We start from the raw sequence: 13,749 nt of genomic DNA on the forward strand, positions 1-13,749 counted from the left end.
TTAGGGCGTTACGATACTTCAGTTTTTCCGGGCCGAAACTGCGGTTGCACGCCCATCGGCGAGTACCTTCAGAACTGCAGCAATTTCGCGTGTTCCCGCCACACGAAGTCTCGCAGCTGACGGTGCATCTCCCACTCGAACGCCGAGGTCATTCTCGCCGAGCACGGCGATGGCATCTTCATCGGTGGTGTCGTCACCGGCGAAGAAAATCGCGTCAGCACCCACGTAGTCGCGCAACCGGTCGATCGCATCGCCCTTGGTGGCGGAATGGACCGCAAACTCCACAACGTTCTTGCCGAATCGAGTGGTCAGCCCCGGCATTTCAGCCGCGCCCCTAGCCAAAGCTTCCGCGTGAAGCCGTTCGGCGTCTTCGGGAGTTGTCATTCGAAAGTGCAGCGCGCGCCCCGCCGGTTTCAGCTCCACCCACGCGCCTTCGGCGCTGGCGGCAAGTTCGTGCATGAGCACGTCAAGTTTCATGAGCGCTGCGGTATGTCCTTCGCTCATTGGTAGGGCTGAGTCGCCCTCATCGAGCCGGTATTCCAACCCGTGCGATCCACCGAACAGCACGTGGCCGGGAAGGTGCGCCACATGTTCGAGACTGTCGAGTGCACGCCCCGAAATAAGGGCCACACGAGTGTCGGCGAGTTCGAGCATCCGCATCAATTGCTCTTGGGCTTCAGGAAGCGCACGAGCGTCAAGTGGGTTATCAACCTCTGGCGCCAACGTGCCATCAAAATCGAGAGCGATCAGCAAAGTAGGCACCACGACAAGAGCATCAATCGCCGCCGCGATCTCCGCATCCGAGGAGTACTGCACCACTACTTGACCCGCTTTCGCTCGACGGTCCACTCAACCTCTTCCGCCATCTCCAGCGGCGCGATGCGACGATGACGGTCAGATCGAGTAGCAGCCAAATTCTTGAGGAAGGCATTCGACCAACGGGCAACATCGTGCTCGAGAACACGTTTACGCATGGAACGCATACGGGTCGCGCGATCAGGCTTGGGCATGTTGATGGCCCGCATCATCGCCTCCTTGACCCCATCGATGTCGTGCGGGTTAATCAATAGCGCCTTGCGCAACTCTTCAGAGGCGCCCGTAAACTCACTCAAAATCAGAACACCGTCATTATCGAAACGGCTCGCCGCATACTCCTTCGCAACCAAGTTCATGCCATCGCGCAGTGCGGTCACCAGCAGCACATCAGCGGCCAAATACAACGCAACCATCTCTTCACGCGGAAAACCCTGGTGCAGATAACTGATCGGGGAATGGCTCAGCGTGCTGTAGTCACCGTTAATGCGACCCACCGTGAGCTCGATTTCGTCACGCAAATGCATATAGGCCTCAACGCGGCCACGACTCGGACTCGCGACCTGGATGAGCGCAACATCGCCGACCTCGATCAAGCCATCACGCAACAACTCGCCATATGCCTTCAGACGGTGGCGGATGCCCTTCGTGTAGTCGAGGCGATCAACGCCGAGCATGATCGTCTTCGGGTTACCGAGACCCTTACGAATGTCGCGAGCACGCTGCTGAATAGTAGGCTGCCGCGCCAACTCCTCGAAGCTGTGGGAATCAATTGAAATCGGGAACGCCTTAGCAACCACGCGGCGCGTAGATTGCCCGGCAATGGTCACCTCAATCGCCGGGTTCTTCGTTGGATGATTCGTGAGCCGACGAACCGCCGACGAAAAGTTGGAAGCGTCAGACGCACGCTGGAACCCAACAACGTCAGCACCGAGCATGCCTTCTATAATCTGCGTGCGCCACGGCAACTGGGCAAAAATCCCGTATGGCGGAAACGGAATATGATTGAAGAAACCGATAGTGAGATCGGGACGCTTTTCTCGCAGCATGCGCGGCACGAGCTGCAGCTGGTAATCCTGCACCCACACAACAGCACTCTCGGCACTGATGGCGGCTGCGGCATCCGCGAACCGCTGATTGACCGTAACGTAATCATCCCACCACTCGCGGTGGTAGGCCGGTGGCGCAATCACGTCGTGATACAGCGGCCACAGGGTGTCATTACTAAACCCCTCGTAGTACTCCTCAATATCTTGAGAACTCAGCGGCACCGGAACAATGTGAATACCGTCGTGCTGGAACGGCTCGATCTCAAGATCGGGACGCCCCGCCCAGCCGACCCAGGCACCATCGGCAGCCTTCATAACCGGCTCGAGCGCTGTAACCAGTCCACCGGGCGAGCGCTTCCAACTGATCGCTCCGTCGTCACCGACGATGCAATCGACCGGCAGCCGGTTGGAAACAACGACGAAATCGTACTCGGAAGGAGAAGAATTCTTATGAGCTTCCATGCATAGACATTATCAGCGGGGTGGCAACTGAGGCTGAGGATCGGAACGCGCAATTCCCCGCGCCATTAGATAGCTACGCTGGCAGCAATCAGGATGTCACGCTAGCGTTATACGACATCAACCTCGGAGGAAATATGCGCAAGTACCTGTTCAACGGCAGTCTCCTCAGCGCAGTCGCGGGCGGCTGGAGCGTCTTCCAAACTACCAAACAGGGCCCGCGAGACTGGCGTCTCATCCTTATGTGGATCAGTTGGGGCCTCACCATCGCGATCGCCGTCGGCACCATCGCCAAACAGGCTCAAGACTCGTACGACCTCGAAAAGTAGTCAGGCGCGCTGCGAGCGATTCTCACGATAGCGGGCTGCCGCCTTAACAACGCCGTCAAAGAGACGCAAGTCTCGTTTGGCATCCTCTTCTGGATGCCACTGCACGGCAACCCCAAAGTCGACGCTCGGCAGTTCAACGGCCTGAATCACGCCGTCGTCGCTGCGTCCGGAGACGATGAGCCCGTCGGCAAGTGTGTCGATCGCTTGGTGGTGGTACGACTTCACTGCCACGCTGTCGTCGCCGCCGAGAAGGGAGCTGAGTGTGGTGTCGCGTTCAACCGCAACATCGTTCACTAAGAAGGTGCCGCCCCCCGCGCTATAGCGACTTGAGCCGATCACGTCGGGCAGGTGCTGAATAATTGTTCCGCCCAGCACCACGTTGAGCACCTGCGCACCGCGGCAGATTCCTAAAAACGGAACGTTTTGCTCAATAGCCGCCCTCACGAGCGCATCTTCGAAAGCGTCGCGATCTTTGCGGGGAACATCGGTGGTCGGGTGCGCTTCTTGGCCGTATCTGGCCGGGTCAACGTCTTTGCCGCCCGTCAGGATCAAGCCGTCAAGCCCCTGGATGATCGACGATGCGATCTCGGAATCTACGGGTTGTGGTGGCAACAGAACGGCGATACCACCGGCATCCGTCACTGCTTCGAAGTAAATTTTCGGCAAGAACGACGCGGGGAGATCCCAGACACCGGTTTGAGCCTGTTCGAGGTACGAGGTGAGCCCGATTACTGGCCGTGAACTGGTGCCCATGCGGATTCCTCTCCGTTAACAAATAGAACGTTTGCATCCAAAGGATATAGGGAACTGTGAGTGAATTGTGGCTTCCTGAGAGTGGTTCTCAGGAATCTGCGCTAACTTCGTCTACTTACTCGCCTGTCTAACCGCATCGAAGCGGTTTCGGCCAGTGTGCTGCACTGCGAACCAATCTGGCTCTCGAGCGCTCACCCTAGTGGCCGCTGAGCCAACACCAGATTGTTGTCGCTTTCGCAGCACCGCACCCTGCCCCAAACCAAGGAATGCTGTTGAAACGCTCGTTAACTATGCTCGCCATCGGGGCGATCCTCATTGGCGGCACAGTACCCGCCGCAGCCTTCTCGAACTCGGCGAACCAAGTTGTGCTCGCGGGCCCCGAAAATTCCGCCGCAAGCACACCCAGCGTCGCCACTGCTACCGGCAGCCGCGACGACATTCAGACGTTCGCGTCGCCCGCAACCACCGCCCCCGCACCCATCGTTCGCGACACGTTTGCGGTCGAACAGGTTCGGCAAGAAGTCATTATCACCGCCTCGGGGCCAACTGGCTCCCTCGACATCACCCCTGCTAACGGCCCCATCAAAGACCTCTTCGGCTACCGCGGCACCGAGTTCCATGGCGGCATCGATATCATGGCCCCAGAAGCTTCGGCAATTGTTGCGGCCTCTGCTGGCACGGTCGAGAGCGTCACCTTCGGTGGCGGCTGGGGTCGTCACGTTATTGTCGATCACGGCGGCGGAGTGAAAACCTTGTACGCCCACTTGATCGAAGGCTCACAGGCTGTTGTCGCCGGCCAGTGGGTTGCTGCCGGCCAGTTCTTGGGTTCCGTTGGCAACACCGGCTATTCCACGTTCCCGCACCTTCACTTCGAGGTCTACGTATTCGAAACACGCGTCGACCCGATGCCTTGGCTGCCGTGAAATTACTTCGCTCGTGCGGGCTTTAGCCCGCACGCCTCGCGCATAGTTGTGGCCCCGTCGCTTGCGAGCAGCGGGGCCACAACTTGTTAGTGGACGTCTAGCTCACGGCATCCAATCGGCGTCGCACGTAGACGGCAGCGGCACCGAGCAAGATCATCCCCGATGGCACTAGCCACCAGAGAGGCCCAGCTCCCCCGCTTCCGGTGAAAGCGAGTGTCGGCAGCCCTAGGGCAAGGGTTGGTAGCCCCAGAGCAAGCGTCGGCAGATCAGGGTCGCACGCGGTGCCCTCGGGAACTACGAAAGCGAACGCTGGCGGATCAACCCAATCAAACTCGAGTCCATTCGGATCTACCACCTGGACGGTTACTTCAACCGATCCCGGGGCCGCGACCGTGTAGGTGCCAGCAACGATCCCAGCAACACCGTTCACCGTAAACGTGACGAGTGCGGGGTCATAGCCAGGAGCAACACCGAGCCGGTAGCTTCCGGCTACATTGCAACTGGTCTGGCTGAAGGTGACCGCGGGCATGACAAGGCCCAGGGTCTCCAGATCACACGCGGGATCCGCCGGATCCAGTTGTGGGTTGAGTGTTCCGGCAAACGTGAGGGTTGTTGTGCCGGCCGCGACTATCAGTGCGGGACCACCGCTGGTGAACTCAGCTCCAGGATTCGCTGTCGCCGTCACGCGGTAGTCCTGAGGGCCCACAGGGTCGGTCACCGCCCCCCACGTGGCATTAGAGATGGCACCGAGGATGAGTTGCTGAGGAGCATTACAGGATGCGTCAATTAGTGACACTTCTGCGGTTGCTTTGGCTAGTTCCACCGGCGAGCAGTCGCGCAGCTCGCGCTCGGTCAGCCCACGAACTTCCTCAGCCCTAGTCTCTGTGACCTTGACCGTTCCATAGAAGACGCTGCTCACCGTAGTGACGATTGCGCGCCCGTCAGCGCTCACGGTGGCACAGATCACCTCGGTGGAACGTTCCACCAGATTCGAGGTACACAAATCGCTGTCGTCACTTGCGACGATAAAGGATGGCTGGTTGATGTCGTAGTCGCCGGTGTCGTTGACATCATCGCCGAGCTCGCTCCGCAGGGTGAGAACCGGCTGGTCGCCCGGCGTCAGTACCCAGCCACTGGGATGATCCTCGCTCGCCACAAACTGGCACACAAACACCTCCTCGGGCGGGTCACAAGCTACACGCTCCCCTACTGAGAGAGCACGAGTACCCTGCGTGATCGTGAAGTCAACCTGAGTCGCACCGTAGAACCACTTCGTCGCGGTCGTCATGTAGACCCGTCCGCCATACTGGTATGTCGGGCACTCGACTTCTTCGTCAACAGTTACTTCAGTAGACGAACACAGGCTCGCATCGTCATCGGGAACGACGAATGACGGCTGGCTGTCATTGAAGTCTCCGCTGTCGTTAACATCGTCGCCAAGGGCGTTGATGCTCACATGGATCGGTTGTTCGCCGTCCTTGAGTCGGTAGCCGGAGGGTGAATTATCGCTTGAGACAAACTTGCACACCCACACCTTCTTTTCCGTGTACGTGGTTGAGCGAGATGGGGATGCGGGTGCTTCGACTTCAGTTGCCGGCGCGTCAACGACAGGAGCAGACTTTTTCGCGACCGGCGCGGGAGCGTTGGCGACCGCGACACTGGAAGTGGATTGTTGTGCGGGTTCGGGTGTGGGGGCGCCGCTCTCTGCGTCGAGAGCGGACACGCCCGGAGCGGACACGTTGGGAGCGCTGGGGGGTGCACTAGCCTCATCGGCGAATGCGGGGGCGGAGACTCCGAGGAGTGCGCCACCGGTGAGGGCGATACTGGCTACCGTCGCCAGCAGTTTCTTCATGAACATGATGGGCAGCTTTCTGCAGGGGGATTGCGTTTTCGGCGCATCGGCACGCAGCTGCAGAATCGTGATCACCATTGGCGCACGATGGGGAGTGCGAGCGCATTCACGGGGGTAAAACGCGCCGCTGGGGTGAGATTCGGGCATCACCTTCTTCAGCACCGTCGGGGTAACCGATTCGGGTCGGTCAAGTGCTGACCACAAAATAGCATGTCCCCCCATGCAGGGGGCAGTAGACAAACTCGTCTGAATTCACGCCGCAGATCGCGTGCCCGCAAGCTGCCTCAGGTGAACCAGAGAGGGGCCCGGATCACAAAACCGAGATTGGACCAATCACTGCAACTTCAGTCATGGCGCATCATGGAGTTCCACCTCGACGAACGTCACGGTCTTGTCGCCTTGATTGGAAACGTTGTGCTCCACGCCAGCTTCCCGAAAGTAAGCGCTGCCCGGTGACAACGGCACCGAGACCTCCGCATCTTCACTCTTCTGAAGAAGCGCGCCGTCCGTGATCGCTATCACGATGTAGTCAAGTTCGTGTCGATGATGGCCGGTCTCTGCCCCTGGGGCGAGATCCCACCTAGTGACCCTTGCCTTCGACCCGTCGATTACCGGTTGCGGAACTGCGGTATCCATTTTTAGCGCTCCTCTAGTTACCGTAAGAGAATGTGGACTGTCAGAGAACGAGCTTCGCGAAGACGCACGTCGTCGCGCCTAGACTAACCGCAGACCCACAAAGGCTCTGGTGTCCGTCGCAAGGCCGATCGTGCGCCGCGGGGGTTGATAGCTAGCTTGCATACTCAGGTAGAGCGGGCACGCTGCGCGAGAAAGACACAAAAAGCCTCCAAATCTTTGTGATTGCGAGGCTTTTCGAATTGGTACACCCCCCGGGACTTGAACCCGGAACCCACTGATTAAGAGTCAGTTGCTCTGCCAATTGAGCTAGAGGTGCTTGGCGCGGTTGACCTCTCAGGCAACCGAGGATCAACGTTACCATGAGTTAAAGCGACCAAGGAGCACAATGACTACGGAATCAACTCGACTTGCTGCAGGCACCCCGGCACCAGGCTTTTCTTTGCCTGATCACGACGGAAATCTGGTGTCGTTAAGCGACTTTTCTGGCACGAAGGTGATTCTCTATTTCTACCCAGCAGCGATGACTCCCGGATGCACGACACAGGCGTGTGACTTCCGAGATCAGCTTGGCGCCCTGCAGTCTGAGGGTTATGCCGTGCTGGGTGTTTCTCGCGATACTCCCGAGAAGCTGTCCAAATTCCGGGACAAAGAGGGCCTTACTTTCCCGCTCCTCAGCGACCCCAACCACGAAGTGCACGAAGCATATGGAACGTGGGGCGAAAAGAACTTGTACGGCAAGCAGGTTGTTGGCGTCATCCGCTCCACCTTCGTCATTGGCGAGGACGGCAGCATTTCACTGCCTTTGTATGCGGTGAAGGCCACAGGGCATGTCACGTCACTGCGCAAAAAGCTTGGGCTCGATTAACCGCTGATGGCGCGGGGGCGATGATTCGCGCAAACGACGTCGCTCCCGACTCCGCTCAGGCGGATCTAGAACAGAACTATTCAGCCTTACCTTTAGCAAACATCGCCAGCAGCTCCCCCACGCGATAGTCCGTGTCGAGCGGATGCCTCAAGGGCATCGACGTATTGAGTCGGTACGAGTTTCGGCGACCCTCACGTTGCCGCTCAAGGTACCCAGCTTCTTCAAGCTCCGTGACGATTCGCTGCGCTGCGCGCTCAGTGATTCCCACCTGAGTGGCGACATCCCGAAGCAGTGCATTGGGGTTCTCCGACACACACATGAGGACATGCGCGTGGTTGGTGAGGAACGTCCATTTTGCCATGCCCCAACCATACCTCAGACGAAAAAATTAGCACCACTTGCAATTCAGGACTTATAACGTGTGCTACGTTTTTCGCGTATTAGTTTTCGCCAACAGTGAGGGTGTGGAGTGGACGTTGTAATTCTGGGCGCCGCCATGGTGTCACCGTGGTTAGCAGCAGTTGTTGCGGGAGTTCTGTCACGGGCCAAGCTGACCCCACACACCGTGGGAGTGTCGGCAAGCGTAATCACTGGGGTGGGGCTGCTCGCTGTCGGTTTGCTCAGTATCTTCAGCAGCACAACGAGCGCGGACACCCGTACGATCGAATTTGGCGCGCTGCAATGGGATCCCCTAGCCCTCATCATGTCGCTGCTGGTGCTCGGTCTCAGCATGCTCATCCAAGTCTTCGCGCTCCGTTACCTGCGCGGAGACGCGCGGCAAACCTGGTTCATCCTGAGCACCAACATCGTCACTGGGTTCACTATTTTCCTGGTGTGCGCAGCGACTGTGACAGCTTTCGTCGTCGCATGGATTGGAGCAGGAGCCGCCCTTGTGGCACTTCTCGCGACCTACCGCCAATTGAACCAGGCACAAGACGGAATTCGCCGCACAGCACTGCGATTCGGGATTGCCGATTCGGGACTGCTGATCGGCCTGGCAATCGTGCTCGTCGCCGCAGGAGGAGACGTGCCACTCAACGAAGTAGCCTCGCAGGTTATCGAGATGCCACTGCCCCTGCAGTTCCTTGTGGCAGCGTTGCTCGTCGTGAGCGCTCTCGCCCGCTCAAGTCAGATCCCTTTTCACGGCTGGCTACCTTTTACCCTTGCCGCACCCACACCGGTGTCTGCGTTGATGCACGCTGGGGTCGTCAACGCCGGCGCAATCCTGCTATTGCGGTTCTCCGAAACAGTGAGCCTGCATCAATCCGTGATGATCGTGATCTTCCTTGCCGGATCAGCCACCGTGGTCTACGCCTCCGCGGTACGGCTCGTGCGACCCGATGTCAAAGGCCGGCTTGTGTTCTCCACCATGGCCCAGATGGGTTTCATGATAATGACCTGCGGTCTGGGCCTATACGCCGCGGCAATCTTCCACCTCGTCGCTCACTCGCTCTTCAAATCGACACTCTTCCTCAGCGCTGGCACCGGCGTGCGGGAACACACCATTGACCGCAACCTTCCCGTTTCGGTGCCCACCAGTCGCGTAGTCATTGTGGCATCAACGGCTGTGGCGGTCCTGGCGCCCGTCGCATCCCTCATCGCAGCTAAAACGATGTTCGCTCCCAACATCACGGATGCTGAACTTGGTCTCTTCGTGTTCGTCGCGCTGACTCTTGGTGTCACGCTCGGAGCCGGATTGTTGACCCACTTCTCGCTCCAGAGCCTCACCCTCGGAATCGTAGTCACCATCGCGGTATCTTTTGGATACACGGTTGCCATTCACCTGTTCGGCCTAGTGCTCGACGTCGCTAACAGCGGCATCGGAGCACCTCCCTGGCTCCTCATTATTCCCGCGGTCGGACTCATCGGCGTTGAAGTTCTGGCACGAGCTCGAACGAGAAACTCCACCCTTCGCGAGTTGGTATATGCCCGGTCACTCTCGGCAACAATCTCGCGAAGCTCCCTGTCGAAAGGACTAATCTGATGAGTTTGATTCTCCGCGCCAACGTAGCGTCAGCGGCCCATGAGGTCGTGCCATCATGGCCGCTCGAGTCCTTCATCGCCATCAACCCTCTGGCCGGCCAAGAAGCTATCCCCTTCGACTCCGCCGAACTGGCCGGCTCCACCACGACCCGCACTATCAACGCGTATTTAGCTGACCTCAAGAGAGGACGCATTCGTCCGGAAGATGTGGAGCTGGCACTCTTGGAGAGGGTCCCCGAACTCGCAGGACGCACCACAATCGGCGCATACAACGTGCCGGTAGTGGGCCTCGCCGCACTCGATATGCAACTCTCTCCCCCAAGCGAGAGCTCACCGGAGACTGAGTTGACCATCGACCCGGTCGATGCCCGCGTGTCAGCGTGGGTCGCCGCTTACCTCATTCGGGATCCGCTCTGGCCGATGCCACACCGTGAGGAAGGTTTCTATCGGTCCTGGAAGCGGCTGGCACGGTTCGACCGATCTTTGCCGCAGCGGGCACGCAGAAAAATCACCGATCTTCTCGACCAACCAGATAGCGCTCTCGCGCACGCCCTCAAACACTTCGCCGTGGCAAGTGACGAGACTACGCCAACGCTGCGACGGGAGCTCACATCCTTGCCGGGCTGGGTTGCCCACATCAAATGGCGTGCAGCTAAACATGGCGACATCGATTTGACCAGCTACCTAGCCGTGCGCCTGAGCCTCCGTATGATCCTTGACCTTCCGCCGCGTTCTGTTAAAGAGAACAACACTCCCTCGCAACGTGACGAAAGCGTGTGGGCTCGCGCGCGTCGAGTGGCGGATAGCGTCACCGGCGATACCGCACACAGCCACGATGTCGCAATGGTTGCTCGTGTACTGGCGGCACACGGCACTCGTGAGCATCCGTTCACGTGGCAGAAGGCCTACGAACTCAACTACCGCAACTCACTCATCACGTCGCTCGTTCCGAGTGCACCAGCTCACGATAGCGCTCAGGTTCAGGTAGTGATGTGCATCGATCCGAGGTCTGAAGGAATGCGCCGTCACCTTGAGTCAGACACTTCCGTGGAAACAGTCGGGTTCGCGGGGTTTTTTGGCATCCCCATTCGCTTCTCCCAGTACCAAGCTCGGGGTGCGATCAACTCATTGCCCGCGCTGCTTGAGCCACGCCATCACGTCACAGAGCGGCCATTCACTCCCGAAAACGCTGCGAAGAATATGCGGTCACGGCGACGGCGGAACGCGCTGCGCAGGGCACTGCACGCTGCCGACACGAACACTACAACCCCATTCGCGCTTGCCGAGATCGCGGGATGGTTCTACGGAGCAGGGAGCATCCTGCGCACGTTCGCGCCCGCTCTCACCGGGCGACTCAACGAATTCGCCTCCCAACAGATCCCCGCGCTCGAGAGCACAGTCACCGTCGCAGATGCGTTCACGCTCGAGGAACGTGTGTCGCTTGCCGAAACTGCGATCCGGATGATGGGGCTCACCTACTTTGCACCGCTCATCGTGATCACCGGACACACCTCCGAGTCAATGAACAACCTGTATCAGTCTGCGCTCGACTGCGGTGCCTGTGGGGGCAATCCGGGAGCGGCCAATGCGCGTGCCGCCGTTGCACTATTCAATGATCAGGAAGTTCGAACCCTTCTTCAGCGCCGCGGAATCGCGATTCCGGAAGACTGCGTCTTCGTTGCAGCCGAACACAACACGGTGACCGATGCAATCACGGTTCTCGATAGTTCCCTCATTCCCGAGAGCCACAGTGAGCGGGTGCGCGACTTCCGATTGCTCCAACGGTGTGCAGCCGACCAACTGCTTCAGGAGCGGGCTCGAGATCTCCCTGGTTCCAACACACGATCAAAGCCCGCGAGCATCCGGCGTCGAGCGCACGACTGGTCCGAGGTCTATCCAGAGCTCGGATTGGCCGGGAACGCCGCCATGATTATCGGCCCCCGCGAAATGACCCGCGGCGTCGACCTCAAACGTCGAGTTTTCCTGCACTCCTATCGGCCGGAGCTGGATGAGAGCGACTTGGCGCTTGAAACTATCCTGACCGCACCGATGGTCGTCGCTCAATGGATCAATCACCAGTACTACTTCTCCACCCTCAACCCCGAAACGCTGGGTGCGGGAACCAAGACGATTCACAACGCGATCGGAGTAACCGGAGTCCTTTCCGGCCACGAAGGTGACCTGCGCCGCGGCCTCCCCTGGCAGTCTGTCGGTGTCGGTAAACACGCGTTCCATGAACCGCTGCGACTTGCCGTACTCGTGCAGGCTCCCCTCACAAAAGTCGGTCGGATTGTTTCCCGCAACCAAGTCCTGCGCGATCTTTTGGACAACGATTGGATCACGCTGACCGCGCGTGAAGACTCAGACGCTCCCTGGTACCGGCACACGTCGGTCGGATGGAAAAAACACACAACCACAATGGAAGGACCACACTCATGAACGGCCTCACCAAGATGACTCGAATAGAAATCATCGTTCCGGCGCGTCAAGCACCCGATCTGCGTGAACTCATTGCGTCCGCTGGAGCGACCGGCTACACCTCCGTATCGGGCGTTTCAGGAATTGGGCATCATGGCCAACGCTCCGGAGATCTGCTCTTCAACGAGTACGACACCTTGACCATGATCATCACTGTGCTTCCCCAGGCCAAAGCCGAACAATTGGTTGAGGCAGTCAGAGCAATGCTCGATTCGACGAGTGGCGTCATGTTCGTTGCTGAAACCTACGTCAGCCGACCCGAGTATTTCAAGTGACGCCGCCGCAAGGCAGATATCAGAACCAACCCATCACATTTGCCACCATGCATGGAAAGGAACTGCTGGCACGCCACGCCTTTGCGGATGTGCTCGGCGCCAACATCGTCGCTGCCCAACAGCTCAACACCGATCTGTTTGGCACCTTTTCGGGAGAAATTCCCCGCACAGCGAGTCCCCGCAGCACAGCGCTAGCCAAAGCTCGACGAGGGATGGAGCTAGAGCAAACCCACTACGGGCTCGCATCAGAGGGCACCTTCAGCACTGGGTTCGGAACAATAGTTGAGAATATTGAGGTGCTCGTATTCGTAGACGACATCCTGGGGTTGGAGCTTGTCGAAGGAAGCATCATCATCTCCCCCTTGCTGGCAGGACGCACCGTTCGACACCTCAACGACGCACTCCACTACGCCACCGCCATTGGTTTTCCCGAACAGCGGGTAATCCTTCAAACCGGGCACAACGGTGTAGCGACGTCGTTCAAAAATATCGATGACCGCGAAACGCTGCTGAGCATCGGCGAGAAGGTGTTCCGTGAAGCGAACGACTCCGTGTCAATAATGCCCGACTACCGAGCACATCACTGTCCTTCGCGAGCGGCCGTTATCCGCACTCTGTGCGAACAAATGGCTCACCGGCTCGCAACAGAGTGCCCACTGTGTCTCACTCCCGGTTTTGGGCAGGTCGACGTGGAATACGGCGTTCCCTGCGAAAGTTGCGGAACCGCAACCAACATCATCGCCGCAGACATCCATGGATGCGGAAAGTGCACGTATCGCACGCGAGTTGCACGCTCGGTGAAACGCGCTTCGCCGCAGTGGTGCAACTTCTGCAATCCCTGAGCGGGCGGCGCGCGACCGTCAGTGATCGCCGTCAGTGATCGCCGTCGGCTTTAGCCCTGAGGCCGTGCGGTGTGAAGCAATACCGGTTTCGTAAACAACAACACGAGCACGACTATCGAGGGCATGAGCAAGAGCCATCCGATGTCGGGTCGCGCAAATACGCCCTGAAAACTGCCAATAGCCACGGAGATCTGCAGCACCTGCCAGACCACAGCTGCACCACGAATCCACGACTGGCGTCGCAGCACGCTAATGCCGATCACCGCCACCCACATAGCCGCCAATGCCGTGAGAACCGTCAACGCGATCGCGCTCGGATACGACTGCGGAGTCTCACTTCCCAACTCAAAAATCAGATAGCCGAGGGCCACAAAAAGTAGGGCACTCTCCAGAAAGATTACGAGAGCAAGGACAACCAAATATGGATGCCTCCGGCTCGGTTTTTCATCTGGGACAAGTTCGTCTACCATTCGCTCCCCGTTAAATCGCTGA

14 protein-coding genes and 1 tRNA gene are annotated in these 13,749 nt (G+C 58.7%); 7 read left to right on the top strand and 8 right to left on the bottom strand.

Annotation, left to right across the window (positions count from 1 at the left end):
* Nucleotides 1-18: 18 nt before the first annotated feature.
* Together otsB and AC1ENN_RS10235 are read right to left on the bottom strand one after the other, a co-directional pair.
* Nucleotides 19-819 (bottom strand): trehalose-phosphatase, encoded by an 801-nt coding sequence (gene otsB, locus AC1ENN_RS10230; protein WP_480406008.1) that lies wholly within the window; start codon nt 817-819, stop codon nt 19-21.
* Entirely contained in the window at nt 819-2,324 is a 1,506-nt protein-coding gene (locus tag AC1ENN_RS10235) for an alpha,alpha-trehalose-phosphate synthase (UDP-forming) (RefSeq protein WP_480406009.1), read from the bottom strand. Before AC1ENN_RS10235 ends, otsB begins: the two co-directional genes overlap by 1 nt.
* 20 nt (nt 2,325-2,344) lie before the next feature.
* Between AC1ENN_RS10235 and AC1ENN_RS10240 the strand changes: the two genes are divergently transcribed.
* Nucleotides 2,345-2,650, top strand: coding sequence for a hypothetical protein (locus tag AC1ENN_RS10240; protein ID WP_341954199.1), 306 nt, complete (start codon nt 2,345-2,347; stop codon nt 2,648-2,650).
* On the opposite strand, the gene AC1ENN_RS10245 is transcribed toward AC1ENN_RS10240, so the two are convergent.
* Nucleotides 2,651-3,403, bottom strand: a complete 753-nt coding sequence (locus tag AC1ENN_RS10245; protein ID WP_480406010.1) for a gamma-glutamyl-gamma-aminobutyrate hydrolase family protein — start codon at nt 3,401-3,403, stop codon at nt 2,651-2,653.
* Nucleotides 3,404-3,693: 290 nt separating this feature from the next.
* Between AC1ENN_RS10245 and AC1ENN_RS10250 the strand changes: the two genes are divergently transcribed.
* Nucleotides 3,694-4,326 carry a M23 family metallopeptidase gene (locus tag AC1ENN_RS10250; protein WP_480406011.1) on the top strand — a complete coding sequence of 211 codons (633 nt, stop codon included), beginning with the start codon at nt 3,694-3,696 and terminating at the stop codon, nt 4,324-4,326.
* A 97-nt stretch (nt 4,327-4,423) separates the two neighbouring features.
* Here the strand turns inward: AC1ENN_RS10250 and AC1ENN_RS10255 are convergent, their stop codons facing one another.
* The 3 genes from AC1ENN_RS10255 to AC1ENN_RS10265 form a co-directional block, all read right to left on the bottom strand.
* On the bottom strand, nt 4,424-6,184 hold the full coding sequence (locus tag AC1ENN_RS10255) for a hypothetical protein (protein WP_480406012.1): 1,761 nt from the start codon (nt 6,182-6,184) through the stop codon (nt 4,424-4,426).
* 342 nt (nt 6,185-6,526) lie between these two features.
* A complete protein-coding gene (locus AC1ENN_RS10260; RefSeq protein ID WP_480406013.1) occupies nt 6,527-6,814 on the bottom strand; it encodes a cupin domain-containing protein in 288 nt (95 codons plus the stop codon).
* A 240-nt stretch (nt 6,815-7,054) separates the two neighbouring features.
* A tRNA-Lys gene (locus tag AC1ENN_RS10265) sits at nt 7,055-7,130 on the bottom strand.
* A gap of 69 nt (nt 7,131-7,199) precedes the next feature.
* On the opposite strand from AC1ENN_RS10265, the gene bcp reads away from it, so the two are divergent.
* Nucleotides 7,200-7,679, top strand: a complete 480-nt coding sequence (gene bcp, locus AC1ENN_RS10270) for a thioredoxin-dependent thiol peroxidase (RefSeq protein ID WP_341954194.1) — start codon at nt 7,200-7,202, stop codon at nt 7,677-7,679.
* Nucleotides 7,680-7,755: 76 nt separating this feature from the next.
* Here bcp and AC1ENN_RS10275 read toward each other — a convergent pair whose 3' ends face one another.
* Nucleotides 7,756-8,040 carry a helix-turn-helix transcriptional regulator gene (locus tag AC1ENN_RS10275; RefSeq protein WP_341954193.1) on the bottom strand — a complete coding sequence of 95 codons (285 nt, stop codon included), beginning with the start codon at nt 8,038-8,040 and terminating at the stop codon, nt 7,756-7,758.
* Nucleotides 8,041-8,148: 108 nt separating this feature from the next.
* Between AC1ENN_RS10275 and AC1ENN_RS10280 the strand changes: the two genes are divergently transcribed.
* The 4 genes from AC1ENN_RS10280 to AC1ENN_RS10295 are packed head-to-tail and all read left to right on the top strand — an operon-like array spanning nt 8,149 to nt 13,257.
* The gene (locus tag AC1ENN_RS10280) at nt 8,149-9,663 is read left to right on the top strand and encodes a proton-conducting transporter transmembrane domain-containing protein (protein ID WP_480406014.1); all 1,515 of its coding nucleotides are present in this window, start codon (nt 8,149-8,151) and stop codon (nt 9,661-9,663) included.
* A complete protein-coding gene (locus tag AC1ENN_RS10285) occupies nt 9,663-12,101 on the top strand; it encodes a DUF2309 domain-containing protein (RefSeq protein WP_480406015.1) in 2,439 nt (812 codons plus the stop codon). Before AC1ENN_RS10280 ends, AC1ENN_RS10285 begins: the two co-directional genes overlap by 1 nt.
* Nucleotides 12,098-12,415: a DUF190 domain-containing protein gene (locus tag AC1ENN_RS10290; RefSeq protein ID WP_341954190.1), complete on the top strand. Its 318-nt coding sequence runs from the start codon at nt 12,098-12,100 to the stop codon at nt 12,413-12,415. Before AC1ENN_RS10285 ends, AC1ENN_RS10290 begins: the two co-directional genes overlap by 4 nt.
* Nucleotides 12,416-12,462: 47 nt before the next feature.
* Nucleotides 12,463-13,257 carry a DUF6671 family protein gene (locus AC1ENN_RS10295; protein ID WP_480406016.1) on the top strand — a complete coding sequence of 265 codons (795 nt, stop codon included), beginning with the start codon at nt 12,463-12,465 and terminating at the stop codon, nt 13,255-13,257.
* Nucleotides 13,258-13,307: 50 nt separating this feature from the next.
* Here AC1ENN_RS10295 and AC1ENN_RS10300 read toward each other — a convergent pair whose 3' ends face one another.
* Nucleotides 13,308-13,727 (bottom strand): hypothetical protein, encoded by a 420-nt coding sequence (locus AC1ENN_RS10300; RefSeq protein ID WP_480406017.1) that lies wholly within the window; start codon nt 13,725-13,727, stop codon nt 13,308-13,310.
* Nucleotides 13,728-13,749 lie beyond the last annotated feature (22 nt).

Source organism: Rhodoglobus sp. G.S.23 (assembly GCF_056675935.1).